We start from the raw sequence: 26,002 nt of genomic DNA, 5'->3' as shown, positions 1-26,002 counted from the left end.
GTAGGCAGTTGGCAGAGGGATGCTACCTGACTGCTTTAATCATCCTATCCCGCCCACCCATGTCTTTTCTTAACTCGATGTTTATGAATCGTTTACTATTTAATAGTTCAACTGTCTGTTCACCATAACTTTCATTGATCTCGAAGAACAATAAGCCACCGGGTTTAAGGTTTTTTGAGGCAAAATCGGTTATGGCTTTGTAGAAAATTAAGGGGTCGTTTTCCGGAACGAACAGGGCAGTGTGGGGTTCAAAATCGGTTACATTCGTGTGCATTTGCTTTTTGTCATCAAGAGTGACGTAAGGGGGGTTGGAGACAATGATTTCAAATTTCGAATTTTGAATGTTCAATTTCGGATTTAAAATGTCACCTAAGATGAAGTTGACTTCTGTATTATTTAATTCGGCATTTTCACCGGCGGTTTTTAAAGCATCAGATGAAATATCAATTGCGGAAACGGAAAATTCGGGTAAGTTTTTTTTCAGGCTGATGGCAATACAACCCGATCCAGTTCCGATATCCAAAATGTTGCCCCCGGCCAGTTTCGTTTCTTTTATCAATGAAATGGTCCAATAAACTAATTCCTCCGTCTCCGGTCGCGGTATAAGGACGGATGGATTTACTTTGAAAGTAAGCCCATAAAATTCTGTCTGTCCCAAAATATACTGAATTGGTTTGCCGATAACTAATTGATCAAGTATATTTTTTAAAGATTCGATTTGCTTCCAGGACAATTCTAATTCAGGAAAAGCCTTAATTCTTGCGTGCGTAGTGCCCGCCACCTCAGTTAAAACCAACATGCAGATTGAGTCGATCTCTTTCAGATCATAAAGATGAGCTAATTTTCCACGGAATATTGTTGAAACAGCTTTAATGGTTTTCATCCAACAAATTAACATATCTGAATCAGAATTTACAGAATTAATGAATTAACAAAATTATTGTGTAGTAGAAATCATAGATCGGTGTAATCATTTCCGGTAATCAGTGCAATCACAAACACTATATTTGCCCTATGTCCTTCCACGAAACATACATGCAGCGCTGCTTGGAGCTTGCCGCTTTGGGTATAGGTAGCGTTAGCCCGAACCCTATGGTGGGGGCGGTAATAGTTCATGAGGAAAAGATAATTGGAGAAGGTTACCACCGGCAATACGGACAGGCCCATGCTGAAGTAAATGCAGTGAATTCGGTGTTGTCAAAGTATGATAATGCGGAAGAATTATTAAGAAGCAGCACCATCTACGTTTCGCTTGAACCTTGCGCACACTATGGCAAAACACCGCCCTGTGCCGACCTGATTATTAAGCAGCGCATCCCAAAAGTGATTGTCGGGTGCCGCGACCCGTTTGACCAGGTGGATGGAAAAGGAATCGAGAAGCTTCAGCAGGCAGGTATTGAAGTTATCACAGGTGTGCTGGAAGCCGAATGTAATTGGTTAAACAGGCGTTTTTTCACCAGGGTACAACAGAAGCGCCCTTATATTGTACTTAAATGGGCGCAGACTACGGATGGCTTTTTCGCTCCGGCAGACAAGAGCCAGTTTTGGATAACCGGTGAAGAATCGCAAAGGCTGGTGCATCAGTGGCGCAGCGAAGAGGATGCAATATTAGTAGGAAAAAATACAGCAGCCATAGATAACCCACAACTGAACACTCGCCTGTGGCCGGGGAAATCGCCTAAAAGAGTGGTGATTGACCGCAGGCTGGAACTTGACGCTTCTTTAAATATTTACGACCAAAGCGTAGAGACACTGGTATTCAACGAAGTGAAAACGGACATCGACGGTAAAATTAAGTATATTGCACTGGAAGACTTTGAACGTTTTGTGCCACAGTATATTTTGTTCCAGTTGTATTTGCAGGATATTCAGTCTGTTATTATCGAAGGAGGAGCTCATACGCTGAATAGTTTCATCGGAGCCGGCTTGTGGGACGAGGCAAGAGTATTTACCGGCAAAACTGTATTAAGAAAGGGAATCAAAGCGCCAAGTGTAACAGGAGAGGGGGCTGAGGAGTCATTAATAGGAAACGACAGGTTGCAAACGATATACAATAAACCTAAGCACTAATGTTTTATATATTCCTGAGTATTTGCTTCAGTGTTACAGTTTCGGTGATGCTAAAACTTGCCAAACGGTACCAGATCGATGTTTACCAGGCCATCACCTGGAATTACTCCGCGGCAATACTGCTTACCTGGCTGTTTTTTAAACCGCATACGATACCCTTTCAGCAAGCGCCATTTGCTATTTATGCCGGACTGGGTATACTGCTCCCGGTTCTTTTCCTGGTCATCGCTTCATCCATCAAACTCACGGGAATTGTTCGTACGGATGTGGCGCAGCGCTTGTCGTTATTTATCCCGGTTATCGCATCGTTCCTGATATTCGGCGAAAAATTGGATACGGTTAAAGTAGTTGCCATTTCTATAGGCTTCGCCGCGCTGATATGCCTGGTGCCGTGGAAACAAAAACGTGCCGTAAGGCGGCGTTCGTCCTATTCGTGGATATACCTTGCCGTTATATTCCTCGGTATGGGCATTATCGACGTCTTGCTGAAGCAGGTAGCCAAGATCAAAGAAGTGCCATTTACCACATCGCTGTTTTATGTTTTTATAGTGGCGTTTGCGGTATCGGTTATCGGCATGGTGTATCTGATCGCCAATAAAAAAATGCGCTTCTCGTGGCCGCATATTTTGATAGGGTGGATATTGGGAATAGCTAATTTTGGCAATATCCTGTTTTTTATAAAAGCGCACCGCGTTTTGGCCGACCGGCCATCCTATGTGTTTTCATCGATGGATATAGGGGTTATCATAGCAGGCGCTTTGGTAGGACTCCTGATTTTTAGGGAAAAACTGAGTTTGATCAATTTGGTGGGGATTGCGCTCGGTATCATAGCTATACTGATCAATTCCTTTCCCGATTCTATCCACCGGCTCATTGCTTTTATTTCCTGATGCTTTTTGACGATACTTATTTCACTATTGACAGGCCCGGCGAAGCCATTTTTCGTGACAGGGGCAGTAAATTTTTAGGTTACGCTTACCCGTTAAACTCCGACCAGGACATAAAAGCAATCGTCGCGAATCTTAAACACGAACACCCAAAAGCCAATCATCATTGTTGGGCACTGCGCTGGAGCACCGACAGGTCGGTTTTCCGCCTGAACGATGACGGTGAACCCTCGGGCACAGCCGGAAGGCCAATATTAAATACTCTGCTGTCGCGAAATTTGACGAATGTTGCTGTTATAGTGGTACGCTATTTTGGCGGCACTTTGCTCGGTGTTCCTGGTTTGATCAATGCCTATCGTACGGCTACAGAATTGGCTTTGAACGAATGTAGAGCGATTGAAAAAACAATGAATGATGTTTACACTTTGTCATTTGATTACCGGCAGATGAACGATGTGATGAAGCTGATCAAGGAAGATAATCTTGAGGTACTGCACCAGCAGTTTGACAATAATTGCGAGATCAAACTGTCTATCCGAAAAATGCAGGTGAACCACGTGCTGGGGCGGTTGCAAAAGCTTTCTTCAGTTAAAGTCAGGTTTGATTATACGGTTTGATTTTCTTTGGCAAGTCTTCGCTACGGACTTCGATTTTGTTCATTTTTTCACAGCTATTGCGGCATATTTATGTATTTTAGTCGGGTATGGAATCGTTCGAGATCAATAAGGAAGACCTTGAGCGCATTAAAACCGCGCTTGGTGGCGATGATGCTGAGTTAGAGAAGGTTCTGGCCGAGTATCATGCGTCGGAGATCGCCATACTTTTTGAACAGCTCCCGCTTGAGGCAAGGGAAAAGATCATCAACATACTGCCAACCGAAGAGGCATCGGAAGTAATATCCGAGATGAACGAGGAGCAGGACCCCGGCGAACTGCTTATCAGCCTGCACCCTGAAAAACGGTCGGAGATCATCGAGGAACTCGACTACGACGATGCGACGGATATCATATCGCAATTAGAAGAACATGAGCAAAAAGAGATACTCGAGGACCTGGACGAGGAAGACGCTTCGAACATCCGCGCGCTTTTAGGCTACGCTGAAGATACTGCCGGCGGCCTGATGAACTCGCAGGTGATCAAGGTGAACATTTATCTTGATAAGAAAGACGCGCTGGACGAGATCATCCGGCAGTCGGAGGAGATGGAAGAGTTCAATACTATTTATGCTGTCGACGAGTTTGACGTACTGAAAGGTATATTATCCATCAAATCTATCATCAAGGCCCATGCCAATACCTGGATAGAGAACCTGGTGATCAAAGATTTTGTATATGTTAAAGCCGACCTGGACCAGGAGGAGGTAGCCAAACTTATTTCGCAGTACAACCTGACGGCGATACCCGTTGTAGACGACCACATGAAACTGCTGGGGCGGATTACGGTGGATGATATTATTGACGTAATGGAGGAAGAGAGCACCGAGGATATATTAAAAATATCCGGTGTGTCTGAGGACGAAGAACTGAGCGGTAACTGGAAAGCTGCTGTAAAAAGCCGCCTGCCCTGGCTCATCATCAATTTGGGCACGGCCTACCTTGCTGCTTCAATTATCAGGCATTTTGATACCACGATAGAACGCATTGCCATTATTTCGGCTTATATGACCATTATTGCCGGCATGGGAGGCAATGCCGCCACACAGGCACTTGCGGTTACCGTGCGGCGTATCTCGCTAAGCGACCTTACCGACCGCCAGGCGTATAATACTGTGCTCAAAGAGTTTTTAGTTGGCCTGATAAACGGCGCGGCAAATGGATTGATCGTATTTTTTATTGCTATGATCTATGATGCCAATTTGAAACTGGGCCTCGTTTTGTTTTTGGCGATGACGGGTAACCTGATCATTGCCGGGTTAACAGGGGCCACTATACCGCTGGTTTTGAAGCGGGTAGGTATTGACCCGGCTGTGGCATCGTCTATCATTATCACCACTTTTACCGACTGCGCAGGGTTTTTATTACCGCTTTGGCTGGCTACGCAGTTTTTATTACCGCATCATTAAGCTATTATAAAGCTTTATTATAAATTTGACCGTCGAAAACGAAACCTATGGCAGAGCTTAGAAACAACTGGACAAAAGAAGAAATATCAGCAATATATCATCAGCCGCTTTTAGACCTGATCTATGAAGCCGCTACCATTCACCGCGAAAATAAGGACTATTCTGAAGTGCAGATAAGCTCGCTTATCTCCATCAAAACCGGCGGCTGCCCCGAAGACTGCGCCTACTGCCCGCAGGCGGCGCGTTATAACACCGGGGTGGACGTACACGCCATAATGCCTAAGGACGAAGTGATAGCTGCTGCTGAAAAAGCCAAAGCAGGCGGCGCATCAAGACTTTGTATGGGTGCTGCCTGGCGCGAGGTGCGCGATAACCGCGATTTTGATAAGGTGATTGACATGGTAAAGGCCGTGAACGATCTGGACATGGAGGTTTGCTGTACGCTGGGTATGCTTACCGAATCGCAGGCGCAGCGTTTAGCAGATGCCGGGCTGTATGCCTATAATCATAACCTGGATACATCGGAAGAAGACTACAAACGCATAATTACCACCCGGACCTACGACGAGCGCCTGAAAACGCTTGAGCATGTACGCAAGGCTAAAATAACCGTTTGCAGCGGTGGCATTATTGGCCTGGGTGAAACGGTTGAAGATAGAATTTCGATGCTGAAGACGCTTTCGAACCTGCCTAAACACCCGGAATCGGTGCCTATCAATGCTTTGGTACCCATCAAAGGGACTCCGCTGGCCGACCAGGCGAAAGTAGCTGTTTGGGATATGGTACGCATGATAGCGACAACGCGGATAATTATGCCTAAAACGGTAGTGCGCTTATCTGCAGGACGGACAGAAATGACCACCGTAGAGCAGGCTCTTTGCTTTATGGCGGGTGCAAACTCGATATTTGCTGGCGATAAATTACTGACTACGCCAAACCCGTCGTTCGATACCGATATGGCGATGTTTGAACTATTGGGATTGAAGCCAAGGGCTGCCTTTAAAAATGGCAAACCGGGTCAGCAGGAAAGTTTGCAGGAATATATCAACCTGGAAAAAATTGAAGCGAATTAAAATAAATACCACATTCGAAGAAGATGAAGAAGAGCGCAGGCAGTTTTTTGCGATGCTTACTTATTCAGAAAGATTACGGTATTTTTTTAAATTGAAAAAGAAAATAAACTTCAGGAAAAGCCCGCAGTTACCGGCAAAAATATTTAAGATTTATCATACACACGATGGCGTTTGACATTGAGGATAAGTTTTTCATAGAATTTCTTACCTATATGCAAAAGCACAAGGTAAGATATATGCTGATAGGAGGAGTTGCCGTAAATTTTCATGGAGTTGAACGCCATACAAGCGATATTGATATTTGGCTGGCACCAACTAATTTCAACCGGGATGCTTTTTACAACGTTCTTCTTGATTTGAAATATACAGAAGAAGAAGTGTCTGTCATAAAACAAGAAGATTTTACGTCTTTTTTCAAATGTACCATAGGAGAGATGCCCGACTCTATAGACTGTTTAACAATTGTTCATCCCACAATCAATTTCGACTTAGCTGAAAAAGAAATGATAAAGCATGACTTAGGTGACGGACTAATTTTAAACGTTGTTAATTATGAGTTTCTTCGGCGAATGAAAATATTAACACACAGAGAGAAAGACTGGTTTGATGTTTCTCGCCTGGATGACATGAAGAAGAAAGGCAAGTAAATTCATTGTCCAATAGCAAGAAATGATGAAAAATTACGTCAGGCTTTTATTCCTTCTGACAACAGCATGCTGCTTTGCCACCTTTGGCGCATGCCAGAAAAAAAGCCAGGACCTGAAAGTGGTTATTATCAGGCATGGCGAAAAACCCGCGGACGGCGATAACCTTGATTGTGCGGGCTTTAATCGTTCGCTGGCTTTGCCTAAGGTGCTTTACGACAAGTTTGGCACGGCATCGGCCATATTTGTGCCGGCAATTAAATCGGGCAGCCAGACCAAACCGGTGCGCATGTTCCAACTGATTACGCCTTATGCGGTAAAATATAACCTCGCCATCAACAGCACTTACGCGGTGGATGATCATAAGGACCTGGCCAATGAAATAACAAAGCTTAACGGCGTTGTTATTGTGGTGTGGGAACATGATAATATACCGAAGATAGCCAAAGCGCTTGGCATCAAAAATCCACCTGCCTGGCCCGGTACGGATTTTGACAGCATCTGGATAATCACCTATAAGAAAGACAAAGCGTCCTTAGCTACAGATAAGGAGGATATAAAGCCGTCTTCGGCTTGTTCATTCTGACTAAAACAATTCGCGGCAATAATTCTTTTTATATCCAAAAGGAAAGAATTATGTCATTTGACCAATACCACGAACCACCAGAGGAGTTATCCGACAAGACACGCACTTTCGCCAGGATGATCGTTTCGCTTACTGAAGAAGCTGAGGCTATCAACTGGTATGAACAACGTATATCCGTAGAAAAAGACAAGCAGGCCAAAGCCATTATGCAGAACGCCCAGCACGAAGAATTTAAACATTTTGGCATGGACCTGGAATTTCTGCTGCGCCAGAAACCCAAATGGCGGGATACTTTGAAGGCTATATTATTTAAAGAAGGCGATATTGTGAAACTGGGAGAGAAGGGTGAGGAAGCATCGGAATAATTGCTGTATTGCCTGATTGTTTTATTGTTGGATGCCGGTTTAAACTTTTGCTTTTAAAATGCGGCGCCAGGCCCAGCGGGTGGCACGGTTAAAACCCCGCCAGCTATCTACAAATTCAATAATATCACCGAGGCAGGTTTCAGCGAATTTCTGTTTGAAATTCTTTGACGCCATCTTATAAACCCTATCGGGGTTTTGGATGCCGGTGCGTTCAAATATTTTTTTTTTCACATACATGGTGCGTACGAACAGGATATTGAACAGGATGACATAACTATACAGGGTGCGCTTGATGTACCCTGCTTTTGCCGCATATTCTTTAAGGAGCGCCCTGGTGAAAAGGATATGCCGCGCCTCCTCGATATTATGCAGGTCGAACATTTTGCGTATTACCGGGTAAACACCGGGCGATTTACGTGCGTAGTTCCCGTAAACATCTGTAACCAACTCAACCGATATGCTGCCCATAAATAAATAATCGGCGGGCAGGTACTTGTTACTGAATTCGCCAAAAAACTTATGCAGCCGCGATTGGGGAATAGGTTCGCCGCCCAGTTTGTTAATAGCCTGCCCAAACATTTCCTGGTGGCGGAACTCCTCGATCAGTTCGCGTAGCAGAAAACGGTGCCGGACGTCGGCCAAAGGGAGGGTGAGGATATACCGCGTCATGAACAGGCAAAAAAGGCATTCGCCCCAGGCATAGGAGGCTATCACCTGTACCAGTTCGTGCCTGCCCAATTCTATCTTTTGCGTAGGGGTAAGCGTGTCGTAGATATCTAACCCGTGGAGCGAGGTAAGAATTTCGGGCAAAAAGATGTCTTCCGCCCGAGGTTCCTGCTGCCAGGGGATATAACTTTCGGGCAGCAACGGGCGTTCCCTGCTTATTTTTATCAGGCGCTCTATCTCTTCTGTTTGCATACCAGTGGTTTTATCATACCAAAGTCATAACGCAATATCACAAAACTAAAGTAACGATTTACTCCGTTTATAAGTCGTGATAAGGTTTAGGTTGTTCCCGATAGTATAACGTTATCGGGACGGGCTCCCGCCGCCAGGCGGGGGCCTTTTTTATGTTAACGCTAAGAAACTGGCTGTGGTCGCTTATCCAAGCAGAAATTTGACAAATCTGTAAACAGGATATATAATAATCGGCGCTGCAATAATATCGACAGTGTAGTGCACGTGCTGCACTATTAACAGGCAGGCAACAATAAAGGTGGCAATACCTGCCAGTATTTTATCCGATTTTTTTTCCAAACAAAGTACCAGCATGAAAAGGATAGAGGTATGTCCGGAAAAGAACAAGTCTTTTGTAATATTACTTTGGCCGTAAAAAACGCCTGTAAGGGGATCAGTTAACACGATCAACCCTTTTGGCGGATCGAGCGGTATCAGGCTGATGGACAATACCCGCAGCATGGTGACGAATATAAACGTCCATAGGTAAGTGATGTAGATCGTTGGTTTCTCTATTGCTCTCCAAAGCGAATAAAAGCCCACACCCCAGATAACTGTAAATATCGCCCACGAAACGTTATGCGGCGGAACAGCTGCTAAAACCCAGTCGTTTAAAACCGGGCCCGTTCTTTTCTGGATAAGATTGAAAAACGTAGGCATCATACAGGATATGACGATCACCAGTATAGAACCGATAATGATCTGCGTACGCTGAAGCGAGGAACTCCAGGTCTGTTTCCAGTTATTTCTTAATGTTATCGCAATTGTCCGGGCCACTTTAGTCTGTAAAAATTAATCAGGGTGCAAAAATAACAAGATAAATTGAATGTAAAATTTTCCTTAAGATTAAATTAAGTAATTACATCCAATGTATCCTATGACTACCGTCACATTCAATATGTTACGTGCGTCTAATCCATAATGTTCCGCCCGGCCTGTAACCAGGCCGGGTATAAGGTAGCTGTGCAAAAGATATATACCCAAGCTAAAAAATTTTAGGCTGATAGTCAATTGATTACAAAAAATACTAATCGATTAGTTGTAATACTAATTGATTAGTATTAGTTTAGATTAAAATTTGATTAGAAATGCAAAAGCTGGCTAAAAGAGAAGAACAAATCATGCAGGTTTTCTGGAGCCTGGAGAAGGCATTTATTAAAGAGATCATTCCCGAACTGCCCGATCCGAAACCACATTACAACTCAGTCGCCACTATGGTAAAAATATTGGAGGAGAAAGGTTTCCTGGCGCATGAGGCCTTTGGTAATATCTTTCGTTACTACCCGGTCATCAGCAGGGACGATTACCAGAAACATGCCATGAAGGATATCGTGAGCCAATACTTCAATAACTCGTATCCAAGCATGCTGGCTTTTTTTGCCAAAGAACAAAAAATATCAGAATCGGAACTGAACGAAATATTAGACATCATTAAATCGTCAAAGAAATGATACCTTATATATTGCACGTAGCGCTGCTTATATCGATAAGCCTGCTGTTTTACAAGATATTTTTACAGCGCGAAACCTTTTATAAACTTAACCGGGTGATATTGCTTGTATGCCTGGGGCTTTCGTTCACGCTGCCGCTTATTACCATTCCCGAGGCCTGGACGCTAAGGAGCGAACCGGGGCGGGCCGCTTTAAAAGCACAGGTTCAGCAAACACCGGAAATGGCTGTGCTTATAAAAGCTGAAGTTCAAAAACAGGTATTGGCCGCCCAAAAGCAGGCGCAACAACAAGCAAAAAAACAGCCTGTTGTAAAACATGAGGCGGCAAAGGTACAGGCTGCGCCGACGGTTACCGCGGCCGGCGAGCCCCAATCCATCATTGCTGAGCAGGCCAAACCGGTATGGCCCATCGTTATCAAATGGTTGTTTTATATCTATTGGGCAGGGGTGGGGGCCTTTGGCTTGAACCTGTTGCTGCAAGTTATCGTACTGCTTTACCGCGCCTATTCGAACCCCGTGATACTGGATGGTAAATTCCGGATAATTGAAGTTACCGGTGATAAAGCGCCGTGCTCGTTTGGCAACAACATTTTTATCAATCCCGAAAAATACGACTGGGATACCTATAACCAAATACTATTGCATGAGAAGGTGCACATACAGCAGGGCCACAGCGCGGATATTTTGTTAGCCGAACTCGTGTTGGTGTTCCAGTGGTTTAACCCTTTTGCCTGGCTTTACCGGGGCGAACTGGAAAACAACCTGGAGTTTTTGACCGACGAAACGGTGCTTGGCCACAACCCGGTTGAAAAGGAAAGCTACCAGATGAGCTTATTAAAAGTATCGGTGCCACATTTGGCGCTGAGCGTTACTACCAACTATAATCAATCACTGTTAAAGAAACGAATTGTTATGATGAACGTCAAGAGATCGAACATCCATACGATGTGGAAATATTTTATCCTGCTGCCGCTGATGGCAGGGCTGGCCTGTGCGCTTAACCAAACAGCGTTCAGCCAGGGCAAGGCAAAAACCAAAAGCAAAGCCACTGTTTCCCGTAATCAATCGTTTCACCAAAACTGGGGATCGCGGGATATGAGCCAGGGTACCTGGTTTGCCACCATAAAAGGCGAGAAGGTGCGCATTGAATTCAGGAACGATGATGACGATCATAACTGGTCGAACAGCGACAGCTTCCTGCTGAGTGAATTTTCGTCCCTGCCAAAAGACACAAAAGGTGATTTTACGCTTAAACGCGATGCCGGCACGGTACTTTTCAATGGAAAGTTTGACGGTAACGACGGTTATGGCCATTACAAATTCACGGCCGATAAGGGATTTACTGATTACCTGAAAAGTGAAGGCATTACCGGGATAGAGGAAAATGACCAGTTCGCATTTTTTATCATCAATATTAAAAGAGATTACGTGGCGATGCTGAAAGCTAACGGGTACACCCATCTTGGTAAGAATGATCTGGTATCCATGGGCGCGCTTAAAGTAGACGAGCCTTTCATAAAATTCTGGAAACAGGAAGGTTATATGCATATGAGCCCGAACGAACTGGTGTCGGCCAAAGCGTTGGGCATCAATAAGGAATATGTGCACGAAATACGTGAAGCCGGCTATAAGGATGTTGATTTTAACCAGCTGACGAGCTTTAAAGCTTTGGGTATAGACGGCAAGTATATAGCAAGCCTGAAAAAAGCTAACGCAAAATTTGCAAAGAACGGTAACGAAAATGAAATGCCGCGTGCCGAAGATATTACTTCATTCAAAGCGATGAACATCGATTCGGCTTATGTGCGGGATATCAAGGAAGCCGGCTACACCAACGTACCGATAAATGAACTGACCAGCATGAAAGCGGTGGGTGTCACTTCGGATTATGCCAAAAGCCTTGCTGCTTTGGGTTATAAAAACATATCGGCAAACGAACTGGTTTCGCTGAGATCGTTAGGTATTACGCCTGAATACATCAAAGGTGTTAACGATATGGGTTATAAAAATATATCGGCCAATGAATTGATGTCTTTCAAATCGCTGGGCGTAAATGCCGATTTTATCAAGAGCTTTAATGATATAGGCTATAAAGATCTATCGCCTAATGACCTGACATCGCTGAAGGCGCTGGGCATTAAACCGGATTTTATAAAAGGCTTTGAAGATATGGGCTATAAGAACATTTCCATCAACGAACTATCGTCGCTTAAAGCTTTGAACGTTAACGCCGAATTTATTAAAAGTTTCGAGGCCGTGGGTTACAAACAGATCCCGATCAATGAATTGTCCTCACTGAAATCGTTGGGTGTTACACCCGGTTTTATTAAAGGCTTTAAAGACATCGGGTTTACCAATGTATCGCTGAATGACGTTACATCGCTTAAGGCCCTGGGCGTTACGCCGGCCTTTATCAAAGGTTTTAAAGATATAGGCTTCACCAACATATCGCTTAACGATGCCACATCAATGAAGGCCACGGGAGTGACCCCAGAGTATATAAAAGAAATGAAAGCAAAAGGGTTCAATTCGAAGGACCTGAACAAATATATCCAGTTGAAGAACGCATTCAACTGATCCTACTTTCTAAAACAGACTTACGGAGTTTTTAAAACTTCGTAAGTCTTGAATACCGTGCACAATAATTTTTTCGATAATCTGTTAAATCATAGGATGTTATGATAGTATTCATTATTGCCATAGTATTAGTATGCGCCACGGTCATCCTGATGAGCATGAAGCGTTACCCGTGACCTTAATAATCCATTTCCTGGCAGTGAAACCCGGCTGTATGCAACAGGGATTCGACATAGCCGGTGTTTAGGCCGTTAGCTTCTATACGCAATACCTTATCGCAATCCTCCAGGTCAAAATTCCATTGTTTAATGGCATCTACCGAAGTTAGCAAGCGCTTTACCTTACTTACTTTTCTTTTGCTTGTAACGTTTGTTTTAAAGATCAATATTTCCATTGCCATATATCTTATAAACCAATAACTACCGGGCCCGTAAAAATTGGACAGGACCGGTAGTTTTTTTGTTATTCAGTGGGTTTTATGGGCTCTTCTGTAGCCGGGGTCGCGCTTTCGGCAGGCTGGTCCCAATCAAAATCACCCCGGTGCCTGCCCCATTTGTTGCAGCGTGAGCGCATTTGTTCGCGCAGGCGGTCACGTTCTTCGGGGCTCATATCCCGCCATCTTTCCATTTTATGGCGCATCCACGGCGCACCCCCACGGCCGCCGCCCTTACCGAAGCCGAAAAGTATTTTGGCAAGTATGAACAGGCCCATGGCTTGCCAGAATGTGATGGTGCCCGTATGCAAAACTTCGGGCAGTAAACCATTCCAAAGCAGCATTACGATGTAGCTGATAAGCGCCAGCCCGCCGGCTACCAGGAAGGGTATAAAAATTATTTTTTTTCTGAAATGGGCCTTATGCCTGTAAGCACGGTCTCCAAAATCTGTATCTCTCATGTCTTTTTTACTTTTTAATATTCTGTAATCTCTAAATACAATTGTTTTAGCCTTTTGCGCAGGTGAAGCACGGCATAGCGCTTTCTCGAGACAAGCGTCTGTACATTTTCGCCGGTGCGTTGGGCTATTTCATTAAAGGGGATATCGTCCAGTTCCTGCCAGATAAACACCTGCCGCTGCTCTTCGGGCAACTCGTCCAGGGCCACAAACAATTGCTCCCAAAACAGGTTGCGTATATATTCGGTCTCGGGCGTGGTGCCTTCGGTAAGCAGGATGGCCCTGAAATCGGGGGCATCATCGTCGTCACCATCTTCGCCCGGAGACAGGTCGAGCAGCTCTTCGGTTTTCTTGCGGTTCTTGTCAATGATCTTGTTGGTTGCCACGCGGTAAAGCCAGGCGCCTGTTTGCTCTATCGGTTCGGCGTTTACCACGGAGCTTAACTGGTACCATACATCCTGCAGGATATCTTCAGCATCGGCATCGTTTTTAACACGTTTCCGGATAAAGCCCAGCAAGCCCTTACCATACGATCTGATAGCCTGTATGATATGATTTTGTTTTTCTTCGGGCATTACTGCGGTGATCAATTTATTTTCTCCTTTAAAGGTAGAGACGATTGGCAGGTGAAAACATTTTAAATAAATAAAAAATTGTTCGCTTTTTTTAGAAGAGCCAAACAAGCCGTTATCTGCAACAATAGACTATAGGCACACGATCATATTACATAATAAATATAAATACCAGGTCAGTATTGGTCTGCATACTGATCATATTCCGAATTGCTGATAATATCATAGACGAGATGTTGTAATTATCATCCTATTATTTTTACAAAAAATGGGTTAAAAAACGGTGCTTATTAACTAAAAATATGTATTATATTTGTTTATAAGCCCTAATTATGAAACTAATGATTAATATCAATGAGCCCTGACAGAGGCATTATTATCTCTGAATTAATTTTTAAACCTTGATCGCAGTTTGTTAACCCTGTATTAAATCACGCTTTTACTTATTGACCAAAGCTGATAAAAACAAAGGATCGTTCGTGTTTTCAGGCGTTAAAGGCAATAAGATCAAACTATGAATATGCAGAAAAACCGGTTTTTTTCAGGCAGATTGTCAATACAACAACGCGTGCCGTTGTTGATATGTTTCTTCCTGCTTTCGGCCATAACGCTTTATGGCGTGGCAAACTATTACAGCTTACGGAAGGCGACACTGGCCGAAGGAAAAGTACGGATTGAAACGCTTAGCAGCCAGATAAGCACCATGTTCGGGCAGTCGGCCCAGCTAGTGGTAGCCTCGATGGAGAACGCAGCCAAACAATCGTCGGTTAATAAATGCCTTGAGTCAGGCGGTAAGGACTTTCGCAAAGAAACGCTTGCCGAACTCGATAAGCTTCACCGCGATACAACATGGGTATCGGTGGAATTACTCGACTCCGGCGGAAAACCGGTATTGCGCTCTGAAAAGTCCAAAATAGATGTAAAGACGGATATACGTGCAGTATTATCATTTATGAATGTGCCGCCCAACCTGGCTGTTGTAGGCAAAATTTATAATATCAGCGGAGCGATGTACTACCCGGTTGTAGCGACAATTGCCGAAAAGGATCATATAAAAGGCTATATCATCGGCTGGCAGGCGCTCAGGGTTACGCCGCAGGCGGTATCGCAGTTCACCCATTTGCTGGGGACAGGCGCTGTATTGTATATTGAAAATTCGGATGCTTCCATGTGGACGAACCTGCTTAAACCACTGCCGAACCCGGCGTTTAAACCAGGGCACATGAATGATATTATAGCCTACAAGAACCCACAGGGAGTTGACATGATAGCCAGCGCAAAAACGGTGCCCAACACCCATTGGGTAGCTGTGGTCGAATTTCCTCAAGCGGCCATCCTGGAGGGGGTAAAAGGGTTTACCAACCTGATCATTGTTTCGGGGCTATTGCTGACGCTTATCGGCATTATAGCAGCATGGATAATGAGCCGTAATATTACACGTCCGCTTAATGAACTTACAAAGGCCGCTGCGTCGATAGCACAGGGCGATTATTCATCGTCGGTGGATATTTACCGAAAAGATGAGCTTGGTGAATTAGCGAATGCTTTCAATGTGATGACAGCAAAGGTGTACAAAATGCACCAGGACCTGGAAAGCAAGGTGACGGAGCGTACCGCACAGTTGCAGAATGTAAATAAAGAGCTCGAGGCATTTTCGTATTCGGTGTCGCACGACCTTCGTACGCCACTGCGTGCTGTGAATGGCTACTCGATCATGCTTAAGGAAGATTATGAAGATAAACTGGACGCTGAAGGGGTTAGGATAGTTGATAACATTATCAAAAACGCCAAAACAATGGGGCAATTGATAGATGAACTGCTTGCGTTTTCGAGGCTGGGTAAGAAAGAACTTGCTTTCAGCAACGTTGATATGAAGCCGCTTGCCCAGTCGGTTATCGAAGAATTATTGGAGAACGGAATCAGGGAAAAATATCGCATCGGGATAGGGTCATTACCTTCATCAAATGCCGACCGGGCCCTTATAAAGCAAGTTTTAATGAACCTGATAGGCAACGCTATAAAATATTCATCCAGGCAGGATAATCCGGTAATCGAGATCGGCGCGCAGGAGGAGAGGAACAGGGTCGTTTACTTTATAAAGGATAATGGCGTCGGTTTCGATATGGCTTACGCCGGCAAATTATTCGGTGTCTTTCAGCGATTGCATTCGCAGGAAGAATTTGAAGGCACCGGTGTTGGTCTTGCCCTGGTGAAGAGGGTGATCGACAAGCATGGCGGAGAGGTATGGGCCGAAGCGGAGGAAAATAAAGGAGCTACATTTTATTTCAGTTTACCTAAATAACGATTATATGAATGACAACCGAGTTGAAATTTTATTGGTTGAAGACAACCCACACGATGCGGAAATGACCATCCGCGCATTGCGGAAAGCAAACCTGGCCAACAGGCTGATACATGTAAAAGATGGCGCGGAGGCGCTGGATTTTGTTTTTTCGAGAGGAACCTTTTCAGAACGCAGTATGCATGATAAGCCCAAAGTGATACTGCTGGATATTAAGATGCCCAAAGTTGACGGCATAGAGGTGCTGAGGCAAATAAAAGCCGACGAAAATACCCGCACCATCCCGGTAGTGATCATGACGTCGTCGAAGGAAGAACAGGATATAATTACCAGCTATGATCTTGGTGTAAATAGTTATGTAGTGAAACCGGTGGATTTTGAGGGCTTTGCCAAGGCGGTGTCTGAACTTGGTTTTTACTGGCTTATAACCAATCAGTCTCCTGATTAATGCTGGCAATAAATTTATATTATGACCCGGAGTTTAAGAATATTGCATATAGAAGATATTGAAAGCGACGCAGAATTAGTTGACAGGACGCTACGGAGGTCGGGTATTGCATTTGAGAAGCGTGTAGTAGATACAAAAGCGGAATATCTTGAGGCACTCGAGAAATTTGACCCGGATGTTATACTTTCCGATCATTCTCTCCCGGCGTTCAATTCCCTTGAGGCGCTGAAACTCTTGAAACAGCAAGAGAAGAACATACCGTTTATTCTGATAACAGCAACCGTATCCGAAGAATTTGCAGTAAATGTAATGAAAGAAGGGGCCTCAGATTACGTGCTGAAGGACCGTCTGCAGCGCCTGCCCAATGCAATTCTGAATGCGATAGGTAAATATCAGTCGGACCACGACCGGCAAATGTACCTGGACAAGATATTTGCCAGCGAGAACCTGTTTACCAAGGCAGAATCGTTAGCTGAATTTGGTACATGGCGGGTCGACCTTGACACCAGCATCACCACCTGGTCGGCAGGGACCTACCGTTTGCTTGGTTATGAAAACGGCGAAGTTGAGCCTACGCTGGCAAATTTTTTAAAAAATATTCATCCGGAAGATTCGGGGGAAATTGAAAAAATGCTTAAGGATACGACAAGCAACGCTCAGCCGGCGGAAGTAGATTTCAGGATAATAAATAAAGATGGCACCATACGTTTTCTTCATTCCCAATTCGAGTTTGAGCTTAATGAAAGGGGCGAACCGGCGTATATTATTGGTTTTAACCAGGACGTAACCCGCCGTATGCTTGCGCAGATCGAGATACAGGAAAATATAGCGGAACTGAAGGCCGCCAGCGACAGGCAATCGGATATTTTAAATGCGATGCCGCCAAATGTGGTGTTGCTGAACGAAGCGGGAAAAATAGTAGCGGTAAACGACGCGTGGATAAGGTTTACCCTTGCAAATAACCTGGGTGTGCCACGGCATGGCATCGGGTTTAGTTATTTGGCTATCTCCGAAAAAGCTACGGGCGTCGATCCGGTGTCGGAAAAGCAAATAGCCAGGGGGATAAAAGAGATAATTGAAGGCGAGAGGGACGAATTTTCAATGGAGTATTCCTATTATTCGGATCACAAAAAAGTGTGGTTCCAGTTGCTTGTCGCCCCGCTGACCGATAAAACAAAAAAAGGTGCTGTTATACTACATATCGACATTACCGACAGGAAGCAGGCCGAGGAATTGGTGCTGCAGTCAAAAGCGAATTTGCAGACCATTTTCGAGAATACGGACATCGCTTATGTATTGTGCGATGCCGGGCACAAAATAGTTTCGTTCAACACGAAAGCTAATGAGTTATGCCTTGAGCAATTCAACAAGAAATTGAAGACAGGAAGAAATGCCTTCAGCTATTTCCCCAAAAACAAGATACCCAACCTGAAAGAGGTTATACAGAAGGTAACGAGTAACGAAATGGTGAACTATGAAACCAGCTACGATCTTAGGGATGGCGGAGTAAAATGGTACGAGGTGAGGTGGGTAGGCATCGGCGATGCACAGAACGAACATATTGGCTTTATGCTGGCTTTTAAAGATATTACCGGGCGGAAAATATCGGACCTGGAGCGTGACCGTATTACTGCCGACCTGGTGCAACGCAATAAGGACCTTGAACAATTTACCTATATCGTTTCGCACAACCTGCGGGCGCCTGTGGCCAATATTAAGGGGTTGTCAAATATGCTGAACAGTTTCGACTTTAATATTATCGAGAACCAGGAGATCAAAACTTCACTGGCCACATCTATAGATGTGCTCGACGGTATGATCATGGACCTGAACCATATTTTACAGGTACGGCACGACGTAAGGGAACGACGGGAGGATATCTATTTTAGCGCCCTCGTCGACGATATAAAAATGAGCCTGCATAATTTTATTACCAGGCAGCATGCCATGATCAAATGCGACTTTGCTGCGGTAAATAAAATAGTAAAGGTAAAAAGCTATATGCACAGTATATTTTATAACCTGATACTGAATGCTATAAAATACAGGCGGCCCGACGCCGACCCTGTAATAACCATCTTTACCCGAAAAAATGAGGACGGTATGGAGATATTCTTTAAAGATAACGGTAAAGGGATAGACCCCCGCAACATGAAAGATCTTTTCGGTTTGTACAAGCGCTTTGATACCAGTGTGGAAGGAAAAGGCATGGGCCTGTTCATGGTAAAAATGCAGGTGGAAAGTATAGGCGGTTCGATAGATGTGGAGAGTGAACCAGGTAGGGGAACAACCTTCAAAGTCACATTTCCTGATGCCTGATTTGACACCGATGATTCTTTATTCGCTTAAAGAATAATTACCTTAAAGGCTTGTTACAGATAAAAGGCATGTACGAGCAACTGAAAAGCTACCTGGCAAAAAATACCGAACTGAACGATGACGAATTTGATGTTTTTTGCAGCCGTTTTAAGTGTAAGCATACTAAAAGGGGTGAAATATTGCTGGAGGCCGGTGGCGTTTCCCGTTACATTTATTTTGTAAACAAGGGGTGCCTGCGCGTTTATTTGATGGATACAGAGGGTAGGGAATCGACCCGTTTCCTTATACCCGAAGGGCGGTTTGGTACCGCGTTCCCGAGTTTTATTTTGCAGGAACCGTCGCTGGCCTACATCCAGGCTGTTGAGGCATCGGAAATACTCTTTTTAAGTTACCAGGATTTCAGGGTGCTGCCCGATGTATTGCCGGCATGGGAAAAAATATACCGTGTAAATTTGGAACGGGATTATATCGCTTCCATCAAACGCATCGAAAGCCTGATCACTATGGACGCGAAGGAGCGCTATACCCAACTGATGGAAAGTGAGCCGGGACTGATTCAGCGGCTGCCCTCAAAGATCATTGCCGATTATTTGGGAATTTCGCAGGAAACCCTGAGCAGGTTGAAATCGAAAATTTGATTTATTGACATTTGTCAATACCAGGGCGATTTCTTATGCCGTGCTTTGCTGTATGAAACGATCAATTTTTATAATAATCAGCTTCCTGCTGCCGGTTTTTGCTTTGGCTCAAAACATTGGTGAGAGGACGATCCGCTTTAATGACACGACACGAAAAAGACCATTAGTAACCGAAATATGGTACCCTACTGCCGATGCTGTTAAACCCGGTATGGATTTTAAACCCTTTTTGAACGAAGCGACGGTTAAAGATGGCGCTATCGGCAATGGGAAACATCCGCTGATACTGATCTCGCATGGAACGGGCGGAGGAAGGCTTACGCTTGAATGGCTGGCTGATAACCTGGTCCATCATGGTTTTATGGTGGCAGCGGTGGACCACTGGGGCAATACCTATGATAATAAGATCGCGATCGATTTTGTAACCCCCTGGGAAAGGGCGCGCGATATCAGCTTTGTATTAAGCGGATTACTGAATGATCGGGCGTTCGGCCCTCACATCGACCAGGACAAAATAGGCGCAGCAGGGTTTTCTATCGGCGGCTATACGGTTATTGCGCTGGCAGGCGGCAGGCTTGATTTTGATGCGATAAAGGCTTATACCAACACACCCGGCGGCCAGCAGGAGATCAATATCCCCGAATTTCCCGGTCTGAAAGACATTTTTAAGACGGGTGAGGTAGATGAGTCATTTAAAAAGAGCCCTAAATCGTTAAAGGACAAACGTATCAAGGCATTCTTCGCGATATGCCCGGCTATAGGGCAGGGATTTGTAAAACCTTCGCAGTTCAGGGATGTAAATAACCCGCTTTATGTCGTGGGCGCGGAAAGTGACAGCATAGCCCCTTATAAAACTAACGCGGAGCATTATCATAAGCTGATGCCAGCATCCAAATACCTGCTGGTAAAAGGTAAGGCCGGGCACTATGTTTTCCTGGGCGAAGCTGCCGAACCGGTTAAAAAGCAGGCGCCTTTGTATTTTATGGATGATCCGTCGGTCGACCGCCATGCCATACATCAGCAGGTTGGGGACCTGGCATCAGAGTTTTTTATGAACGAATTAAAATGATCAGCTTCACATATCAGCCAAAATCACCTAAAACCGGGCATGCTTGATTGCCAGGTTTTATTTTTTGATATTGGTTCCAAAATTCCATTCCTTATGAAAATATCCCATAAAGCCTTAATCGTGTTTGCGTGGATTTGTATGTGCGCCGTACGTGCAAACGCTCAAACCACGAAGGACCCCGACTCGAAACAGGCTGCCATAATTGCGGCCATGACCAAATCGGCAAATGACTGGAACCGGGGCGACTTAGGCAGTTTTATGAAGATGTATACTGATTCATCCACTATGATGATGCCGACCGGTCCTGCCGGTTTGAGCACCATAAAGAAATTGTACGCGACAAAGTATTTCGAAGGGGCAAAACCAAAGCAGCAATTGTACTACAGTGAGTTTAAAGTTACCATGCTTGGTAAAAAATATGCGCTGCTGACGGGGAAGTTCACGCTGAAGGGCAATAATTTGCCCGAGCGTTCGGGGCGCTATTCGCTGGTAATGGTGTCGACCAAACAGGGCTGGAAAATATTACACGACCATTCAAGCTGATAACATGGGCGAATCGAGAATCAAGAGCGGGGGCGGATTGATAGTTAATTCTGAAATGCGAGGCGGTGAACCAAATAGGCGAGGTCTTCCAGTCCAAGGGATTTGCCGGCAATAGCATCGGCCATAGTACCCTTTACCGGTATGTCTTCGGTAGATGAATACAGGATAACCGGGATAGTTTTGGTTAGTTCGTCGGCTTTCAGTCTTGCACAAACTTCGGCCCCGGCAGTGCCATTCAATTTGTAGTCAATGATAACTACGTGCGGCTTTATTTTATCCAGGTCCTCAGCGGATACAGCCTTGTCGCCTTTGATCACTTCGTGCCCGTTGTTCTCGAACAGGAAAACCAGCATGTCGCGTACATCAGCATCGTCTTCAATAATAAACAGTCTTTTCACTTTTCCGGATTTTAAGTGGTGGTACTAAGATAAGGAATAATTGAGAGGGGAGTGGTTGAAAGTGAGATATTTTATTTTAAGTACGGGTCGTATTTGCCCGCTCCGGTCCTTTTATGATTGTACGTTCAGTGGACTCACCCGGTCATCGCTTCGCTTGACCACCCTCTCTATCGCAAGCGATAAAGAGGGTTGTTTTGTGAACAGGCGCGCGACTATTTGACTCACCCGGTCATCGCTTCGCTTGACCACCCTCTCTGTGCTGCGCATAAGGAGGGTTTGGAATAGGAGGTAGTATCGTTCAGTGGACTCACCCGGTCATAGATTCGCTTGACCACCCTCTCTATGCTGCGCATAAAGCGGGTTTTGGAATAGGATAGTGTTGTTTAGTATACTCACCCGGTCATCGCTTTGCCCGGCCGCCCTCCTTGTCGCGGTGCGAAAAGAGGGTTGTTTTGAATTGATAATAAGTGTATTATGTCTTCCTAATGCTGGGCAAATGACTGTGGCGTGAGCGCTTTGTGTATTTAGTTTCTCATATTAATATACTGCAATGGCTGACCAAAATCCTCTTTGCGGCATAGGGCTATAACCGCCTGCAGGTCGTCTATCTTTTTTCCCTGCACACGCACCTGGTCGTCCATAATGGAGGCCTGTACCTTCAGTCCGCTATCCTTTATTTTTTTGACGATTTTTGACGCGGTAGGCTTGTCGATACCTTCCCTTATCTTAATTTCCTTACGTATCATGTTGCCCGATGCGTATTGCTCCTTGCCGTCGTCGAGCGATGAGGGATCGAGGCCTTGCTTCACCATCCGGCTGATAACAGAATCCTTAATGGCTTTCAGGCGCATATCATTTTCGGTGACGATAGTTAGCTGGTTGGTTTTTTTATCGAGTTCGATGGTGCTTTTGGAGTCGTAGAAATCGTAGCGGTTCAATATTTCCTTTTTGGCAGTGTTGATGGCGTTGTCGAGCGTTTGGCCGTCAATTTTGCTTACAATATCAAATGTTGGCATATTTCAGAGGTTTTATGATGTAAACATACAAATTAATCGTTGTGGCCGTCAGATGAATTTATTGCGCACAATAGTTACTATTTAAAGTTTACTTAATATTATCTTAACAAATAAATAGGCAGTTTTGTAGTTAATGGCTTTGGGCCCTAATATATGGATGTTAAAAAGATACCTTTAATCAACAGGGAAATAAGCTGGTTATATTTTAATGACAGGGTTTTGCAGGAGGCATCCGATCCGACCGTCCCTTTGATTGACCGTATACGGTTCCTGGCCATCTTTTCATCCAACCTCGATGAGTTCTACCGTGTGCGGGTTGCAACATTGAGCCGCCTATCCAACCTGAATGAAAAAGCCAAAGAAATATTGGGTTACAATCCCAAGAAGGTACTCAGCCAGATCAAGAACATTGTTGTAAAGCAGGAGCGGAAGTTTTACAACCTGTATGAGAATATTATCATCAAGCAGCTTGCGGAGGAAAAAATATTTATCCTGAACGACAAGCAATTGAACGTAACAAGGGGTGCTTTTGTGAAAAGCTATTTCCGCGAGCGACTATTGGCAACACTGGTGCCCATTATGCTTGACGAGGGCCAACCATTTCCTGAATTGCGCGACAGGGGCGTTTATTTCTTTGTCAAGCTAACAAAAAAACAAAAGTCGAGGTATGCGCTTATCGAGATACGTGATAGCTTATCAAGATTTCTTGTGTTGCCCGAGACCAACAACCTTAAATTTATAATCCTGCTGGACGATATTATCCGGTACTCGCTCGAAGATATCTTCTTCATTTTTGATCATGATAACATCGAGGCGTATTCCATACAGCTTACCCGGGACGCCGAATTGGACCTGGACAAGGAGGTGAGCGAAAAATTCATCGACGCCTTATCCAAAAGCCTGCAAAAACGAAAAAAAGGCAAACCGATGCGCCTGCTGTATGACAGCGAAATGCCTTTGGAAATGGTTAATTACCTGGTAAAAAATATTGGCTTGCATGCCGAGAACCTTATCCCGGGCAACCGCTATCTCAATTTTAAAAACTTTATCGCATTTCCGAATGTCGGTCGTCCCGAACTGGAATACGTTTCGTATCCGCCATTGCCGGTAAACGATTTGTCATTCGGGAAGAGCCTGATGGAACTGATCGCTAAAAAGGACTACCTGGTAAGTACACCATACCAATCCTACGACTATGTGATACACTTCCTGCGCGAAGCGGCCATCGATCCGAAAGTAAAGGAGATCAATATAACCTTATACCGCCTCGCGGACCATTCGCACGTCATACACGCGCTGATAAATGCGGCCAAGAACGGCAAAAAGGTTGCCTGCCTGGTTGAACTGCGCGCACGTTTTGACGAGCAGAACAATATTACCTACAGCAGCCGGCTTGAGGAAGAGGGCGTATCGGTATTATATGGTGTGCCTAATTATAAGGTACACTCAAAAATATGTTTGGTTACCCGTATTGAAAAAGGCAAACAGGCGTATTATGCCTGTTTTTCGACCGGAAACTTTAATGAGAAGACGGCCAGGATATATGCCGATCATACGCTGTTTACTGCAAATACGAAACTTACGGGTGACCTGGTTGAAATATTTAAGTCGCTTAAGCAAAACAGCCTGGCAAAAGGCCTGAAGCATTTGATCGTTTCGCCGATAGACTCGAGGCCGGCTATATACAAGCTGATCGATAACGAAATAAAAAACGCTAAAGCCGGTAAAGAGGCTTACATGATATTTAAGATGAACAGCCTGGCCGATGAACAGGTCATAAACAAATTATACCAGGCAAGTAATGCCGGCGTGAAAATAAAAATGATAGTGCGGGGTATGTGCTGCCTGGTGCCGGGTGTTAAGGGCTGGAGCGAAAATATTGAAGTCATCAGCATCGTCGATAAATACCTCGAGCATGCGCGGGTTCATATTTATTGTAACGGGGGTAAGGAACTAATGTACCTTACGTCGGCTGATTTTATGACCCGGAATATTGATAACCGGGTGGAAGTTGGCTTCCCGATATACGATGAAGAGATAAAAAAAGAGATACGGGATATCATTGATATACAGTTGGATGATAATACCAAGGCCCGCGAGATCAACAGCCAGAATAACAACAAGTATCACAAAACCAAAAGTGATATGCCTTGCAGGGCGCAGATAGACATTTACAATTACCTGAAACATAAAAACTAACAAAAATTGAGATACGCCGCTATTGATATAGGCTCGAACGCTATAAGGTTGCTTATAGCAGATATTATCGAGAACAACGAGTCTGTTTCGTTCAAAAAAAATACGCTGATACGGGTGCCACTCCGTTTGGGCGATGATGCGTTCCTGGAACAGCATATATCCGACAGGAAAGCCACCGACCTGGTAAAAACCATGCGCGCTTTTCGCAACCTGATGGATGTATACAAAGTGACCGACTATACCGCGTATGCCACCTCGGCCATGCGGGAGGCAAGGAACGGGCAGGAGATAGTACACACGATCAAAACGGATGCTGAGATTGACCTGGAGATCATCAACGGGCAAAAAGAGGCAAAGATCATTTACTCCAACCACTCCGAGGACAATATTGATAAAAGCAAGAACTATCTCTACATCGATGTGGGCGGCGGCAGTACTGAACTGTCACTATTTTCGGACGGAAAATTGCTGGCGTCGCGCTCGTTTAATATAGGTACCATACGGATACTTGACAACCAGGACAAGGAAGAGACCTGGCAGGAAATGCGCGAATTTGTGCGCGAGCACACCCGGATGTTCAAAACCGTCAGCGGCATCGGAACAGGGGGGAATATTAACAAGCTTTACAGGCTATCAGAAGAGAAGAATGGCGCGCCGTTAACCTTCCTGAAACTGAAGTCGCTATACAGTTATCTGAACTCTTTTTCGCTGAAGGACCGCATTAACGTACTGGGAATCAACCAGAACCGGGCCGATGTGATCATACCGGCAAGCGAGATATACCTGTCGGTAATGAAATGGGCGAACATCAAAAATATCTTTGTTCCGAGTGTGGGTTTAGTGGACGGGATCATCCAGACCCTGATCGAAAAAAACTTGCTCCACCGGGATTAAAAAAATATTAAAAATTTGTTTAAAAATTAAAAAACAGTTGTT

At 44.7% G+C, this 26,002-nt stretch carries 27 protein-coding genes; 19 read left to right on the top strand and 8 right to left on the bottom strand.

Translation table 11 applies throughout. The features are described from left to right. Window positions 1-22 precede the first annotated feature (22 nt). The gene (prmC, locus tag FRZ54_RS18780) at window positions 23-883 is read right to left on the bottom strand and encodes a peptide chain release factor N(5)-glutamine methyltransferase (RefSeq protein WP_147033363.1); all 861 of its coding nucleotides are present in this window, start codon (window positions 881-883) and stop codon (window positions 23-25) included. Between the two features lie 131 nt (window positions 884-1,014). On the opposite strand from prmC, the gene ribD reads away from it, so the two are divergent. From ribD to FRZ54_RS18735, 9 genes are all read left to right on the top strand, one after another. Further along, window positions 1,015-2,070, top strand: coding sequence for a bifunctional diaminohydroxyphosphoribosylaminopyrimidine deaminase/5-amino-6-(5-phosphoribosylamino)uracil reductase RibD (gene ribD / locus FRZ54_RS18775; RefSeq protein WP_147033362.1), 1,056 nt, complete (start codon window positions 1,015-1,017; stop codon window positions 2,068-2,070). Next, complete coding sequence (locus tag FRZ54_RS18770) at window positions 2,070-2,960, top strand: EamA family transporter (RefSeq protein WP_147033361.1); 891 nt, start codon at window positions 2,070-2,072, stop codon at window positions 2,958-2,960. Before ribD ends, FRZ54_RS18770 begins: the two co-directional genes overlap by 1 nt. Beyond that, window positions 2,960-3,574, top strand: coding sequence for a YigZ family protein (locus FRZ54_RS18765; RefSeq protein WP_187359670.1), 615 nt, complete (start codon window positions 2,960-2,962; stop codon window positions 3,572-3,574). The genes FRZ54_RS18770 and FRZ54_RS18765 overlap by 1 nt, the downstream gene beginning before the upstream one ends. A gap of 86 nt (window positions 3,575-3,660) precedes the next feature. Next, entirely contained in the window at window positions 3,661-5,019 is a 1,359-nt protein-coding gene (gene mgtE / locus FRZ54_RS18760; RefSeq protein ID WP_147033359.1) for a magnesium transporter, read from the top strand. 47 nt (window positions 5,020-5,066) lie between these two features. Further along, a complete protein-coding gene (gene bioB / locus FRZ54_RS18755) occupies window positions 5,067-6,092 on the top strand; it encodes a biotin synthase BioB (RefSeq protein WP_147033358.1) in 1,026 nt (341 codons plus the stop codon). Further along, a complete protein-coding gene (locus FRZ54_RS18750) occupies window positions 6,079-6,267 on the top strand; it encodes a hypothetical protein (RefSeq protein ID WP_147033357.1) in 189 nt (62 codons plus the stop codon). Before bioB ends, FRZ54_RS18750 begins: the two co-directional genes overlap by 14 nt. Beyond that, complete coding sequence (locus tag FRZ54_RS18745) at window positions 6,257-6,739, top strand: hypothetical protein (protein WP_147033356.1); 483 nt, start codon at window positions 6,257-6,259, stop codon at window positions 6,737-6,739. Before FRZ54_RS18750 ends, FRZ54_RS18745 begins: the two co-directional genes overlap by 11 nt. A gap of 22 nt (window positions 6,740-6,761) precedes the next feature. Next, window positions 6,762-7,322, top strand: a complete 561-nt coding sequence (locus FRZ54_RS18740; protein WP_147033355.1) for a histidine phosphatase family protein — start codon at window positions 6,762-6,764, stop codon at window positions 7,320-7,322. Between the two features lie 50 nt (window positions 7,323-7,372). Continuing rightward, complete coding sequence (locus tag FRZ54_RS18735; protein WP_147033354.1) at window positions 7,373-7,687, top strand: ferritin family protein; 315 nt, start codon at window positions 7,373-7,375, stop codon at window positions 7,685-7,687. A gap of 39 nt (window positions 7,688-7,726) precedes the next feature. On the opposite strand, the gene FRZ54_RS18730 is transcribed toward FRZ54_RS18735, so the two are convergent. After that, on the bottom strand, window positions 7,727-8,605 hold the full coding sequence (locus FRZ54_RS18730; RefSeq protein ID WP_147033353.1) for a diiron oxygenase: 879 nt from the start codon (window positions 8,603-8,605) through the stop codon (window positions 7,727-7,729). A 183-nt stretch (window positions 8,606-8,788) separates the two neighbouring features. Beyond that, window positions 8,789-9,421 (bottom strand): phosphatase PAP2-related protein, encoded by a 633-nt coding sequence (locus FRZ54_RS18725; protein ID WP_147033352.1) that lies wholly within the window; start codon window positions 9,419-9,421, stop codon window positions 8,789-8,791. A gap of 311 nt (window positions 9,422-9,732) precedes the next feature. On the opposite strand from FRZ54_RS18725, the gene FRZ54_RS18720 reads away from it, so the two are divergent. After that, entirely contained in the window at window positions 9,733-10,095 is a 363-nt protein-coding gene (locus FRZ54_RS18720) for a BlaI/MecI/CopY family transcriptional regulator (RefSeq protein ID WP_147033351.1), read from the top strand. Next, window positions 10,092-12,671 (top strand): M56 family metallopeptidase, encoded by a 2,580-nt coding sequence (locus FRZ54_RS18715; protein WP_147033350.1) that lies wholly within the window; start codon window positions 10,092-10,094, stop codon window positions 12,669-12,671. The genes FRZ54_RS18720 and FRZ54_RS18715 overlap by 4 nt, the downstream gene beginning before the upstream one ends. Window positions 12,672-12,849: 178 nt before the next feature. On the opposite strand, the gene FRZ54_RS18710 is transcribed toward FRZ54_RS18715, so the two are convergent. The 3 genes from FRZ54_RS18710 to FRZ54_RS18700 all read right to left on the bottom strand — a co-directional run bounded on the left by FRZ54_RS18710 (window position 12,850) and on the right by FRZ54_RS18700 (window position 14,152). After that, complete coding sequence (locus FRZ54_RS18710; RefSeq protein ID WP_147033349.1) at window positions 12,850-13,065, bottom strand: hypothetical protein; 216 nt, start codon at window positions 13,063-13,065, stop codon at window positions 12,850-12,852. Window positions 13,066-13,133: 68 nt separating this feature from the next. Further along, complete coding sequence (locus FRZ54_RS24545; protein ID WP_187359669.1) at window positions 13,134-13,565, bottom strand: hypothetical protein; 432 nt, start codon at window positions 13,563-13,565, stop codon at window positions 13,134-13,136. Window positions 13,566-13,579: 14 nt separating this feature from the next. Continuing rightward, window positions 13,580-14,152, bottom strand: a complete 573-nt coding sequence (locus FRZ54_RS18700; RefSeq protein WP_228462538.1) for an RNA polymerase sigma factor — start codon at window positions 14,150-14,152, stop codon at window positions 13,580-13,582. Window positions 14,153-14,648: 496 nt separating this feature from the next. Here FRZ54_RS18700 and FRZ54_RS18695 point away from each other — a divergent pair, with 496 nt between their 5' ends. The 6 genes from FRZ54_RS18695 (at window position 14,649) to FRZ54_RS18670 (ending at window position 21,453) form a co-directional block, all read left to right on the top strand. Then, window positions 14,649-16,436 carry a sensor histidine kinase gene (locus FRZ54_RS18695; RefSeq protein WP_147033348.1) on the top strand — a complete coding sequence of 596 codons (1,788 nt, stop codon included), beginning with the start codon at window positions 14,649-14,651 and terminating at the stop codon, window positions 16,434-16,436. Window positions 16,437-16,443: 7 nt separating this feature from the next. After that, a complete protein-coding gene (locus FRZ54_RS18690) occupies window positions 16,444-16,884 on the top strand; it encodes a response regulator (protein WP_147033347.1) in 441 nt (146 codons plus the stop codon). A gap of 21 nt (window positions 16,885-16,905) precedes the next feature. Continuing rightward, entirely contained in the window at window positions 16,906-19,203 is a 2,298-nt protein-coding gene (locus FRZ54_RS18685) for a PAS domain S-box protein (RefSeq protein ID WP_147033346.1), read from the top strand. 50 nt (window positions 19,204-19,253) lie between these two features. Next, a complete protein-coding gene (locus FRZ54_RS18680; protein WP_228462537.1) occupies window positions 19,254-19,841 on the top strand; it encodes a Crp/Fnr family transcriptional regulator in 588 nt (195 codons plus the stop codon). A gap of 52 nt (window positions 19,842-19,893) precedes the next feature. Then, on the top strand, window positions 19,894-20,910 hold the full coding sequence (locus FRZ54_RS18675; protein ID WP_147033345.1) for an alpha/beta hydrolase family protein: 1,017 nt from the start codon (window positions 19,894-19,896) through the stop codon (window positions 20,908-20,910). 93 nt (window positions 20,911-21,003) lie between these two features. Further along, the gene (locus FRZ54_RS18670) at window positions 21,004-21,453 is read left to right on the top strand and encodes a YybH family protein (protein ID WP_187359668.1); all 450 of its coding nucleotides are present in this window, start codon (window positions 21,004-21,006) and stop codon (window positions 21,451-21,453) included. A 44-nt stretch (window positions 21,454-21,497) separates the two neighbouring features. Here FRZ54_RS18670 and FRZ54_RS18665 read toward each other — a convergent pair whose 3' ends face one another. Then, complete coding sequence (locus FRZ54_RS18665; RefSeq protein ID WP_147033343.1) at window positions 21,498-21,851, bottom strand: response regulator; 354 nt, start codon at window positions 21,849-21,851, stop codon at window positions 21,498-21,500. A 524-nt stretch (window positions 21,852-22,375) separates the two neighbouring features. Then, complete coding sequence (locus tag FRZ54_RS18660; protein ID WP_147033342.1) at window positions 22,376-22,867, bottom strand: YajQ family cyclic di-GMP-binding protein; 492 nt, start codon at window positions 22,865-22,867, stop codon at window positions 22,376-22,378. Window positions 22,868-23,020: 153 nt separating this feature from the next. Here FRZ54_RS18660 and ppk1 point away from each other — a divergent pair, with 153 nt between their 5' ends. Both ppk1 and FRZ54_RS18650 read left to right on the top strand, forming a co-directional pair. After that, entirely contained in the window at window positions 23,021-25,066 is a 2,046-nt protein-coding gene (gene ppk1, locus FRZ54_RS18655; RefSeq protein ID WP_147033341.1) for a polyphosphate kinase 1, read from the top strand. Between the two features lie 6 nt (window positions 25,067-25,072). Continuing rightward, a complete protein-coding gene (locus FRZ54_RS18650; RefSeq protein ID WP_147033340.1) occupies window positions 25,073-25,960 on the top strand; it encodes a Ppx/GppA phosphatase family protein in 888 nt (295 codons plus the stop codon). Window positions 25,961-26,002 lie beyond the last annotated feature (42 nt).

Source organism: Mucilaginibacter ginsenosidivorans, from assembly GCF_007971025.1.
Lineage (GTDB): Bacteria > Bacteroidota > Bacteroidia > Sphingobacteriales > Sphingobacteriaceae > Mucilaginibacter > Mucilaginibacter ginsenosidivorans.
This window is presented reverse-complemented; position numbering and strand designations above follow the sequence as displayed.

Bases quoted from the DNA above. Each gene is read 5' to 3' on its own strand.
- prmC (WP_147033363.1), bottom strand. From the start codon at position 883: ATGAAAACCATTAAAGCTGTTTCAACAATATTCCGTGGAAAATTAGCT.
- ribD (WP_147033362.1), top strand. From the start codon at position 1,015: ATGTCCTTCCACGAAACATACATGCAGCGCTGCTTGGAGCTTGCCGCT.
- FRZ54_RS18770 (WP_147033361.1), top strand. From the start codon at position 2,070: ATGTTTTATATATTCCTGAGTATTTGCTTCAGTGTTACAGTTTCGGTG.
- FRZ54_RS18765 (WP_187359670.1), top strand. From the start codon at position 2,960: ATGCTTTTTGACGATACTTATTTCACTATTGACAGGCCCGGCGAAGCC.
- mgtE (WP_147033359.1), top strand. From the start codon at position 3,661: ATGGAATCGTTCGAGATCAATAAGGAAGACCTTGAGCGCATTAAAACC.
- bioB (WP_147033358.1), top strand. From the start codon at position 5,067: ATGGCAGAGCTTAGAAACAACTGGACAAAAGAAGAAATATCAGCAATA.
- FRZ54_RS18745 (WP_147033356.1), top strand. From the start codon at position 6,257: ATGGCGTTTGACATTGAGGATAAGTTTTTCATAGAATTTCTTACCTAT.
- FRZ54_RS18740 (WP_147033355.1), top strand. From the start codon at position 6,762: ATGATGAAAAATTACGTCAGGCTTTTATTCCTTCTGACAACAGCATGC.
- FRZ54_RS18735 (WP_147033354.1), top strand. From the start codon at position 7,373: ATGTCATTTGACCAATACCACGAACCACCAGAGGAGTTATCCGACAAG.
- FRZ54_RS18730 (WP_147033353.1), bottom strand. From the start codon at position 8,605: ATGCAAACAGAAGAGATAGAGCGCCTGATAAAAATAAGCAGGGAACGC.
- FRZ54_RS18720 (WP_147033351.1), top strand. From the start codon at position 9,733: ATGCAAAAGCTGGCTAAAAGAGAAGAACAAATCATGCAGGTTTTCTGG.
- FRZ54_RS18715 (WP_147033350.1), top strand. From the start codon at position 10,092: ATGATACCTTATATATTGCACGTAGCGCTGCTTATATCGATAAGCCTG.
- FRZ54_RS18710 (WP_147033349.1), bottom strand. From the start codon at position 13,065: ATGGAAATATTGATCTTTAAAACAAACGTTACAAGCAAAAGAAAAGTA.
- FRZ54_RS24545 (WP_187359669.1), bottom strand. From the start codon at position 13,565: ATGAGAGATACAGATTTTGGAGACCGTGCTTACAGGCATAAGGCCCAT.
- FRZ54_RS18695 (WP_147033348.1), top strand. From the start codon at position 14,649: ATGAATATGCAGAAAAACCGGTTTTTTTCAGGCAGATTGTCAATACAA.
- FRZ54_RS18690 (WP_147033347.1), top strand. From the start codon at position 16,444: ATGAATGACAACCGAGTTGAAATTTTATTGGTTGAAGACAACCCACAC.
- FRZ54_RS18685 (WP_147033346.1), top strand. From the start codon at position 16,906: ATGACCCGGAGTTTAAGAATATTGCATATAGAAGATATTGAAAGCGAC.
- FRZ54_RS18675 (WP_147033345.1), top strand. From the start codon at position 19,894: ATGAAACGATCAATTTTTATAATAATCAGCTTCCTGCTGCCGGTTTTT.
- FRZ54_RS18670 (WP_187359668.1), top strand. From the start codon at position 21,004: ATGAAAATATCCCATAAAGCCTTAATCGTGTTTGCGTGGATTTGTATG.
- FRZ54_RS18660 (WP_147033342.1), bottom strand. From the start codon at position 22,867: ATGCCAACATTTGATATTGTAAGCAAAATTGACGGCCAAACGCTCGAC.
- ppk1 (WP_147033341.1), top strand. From the start codon at position 23,021: ATGGATGTTAAAAAGATACCTTTAATCAACAGGGAAATAAGCTGGTTA.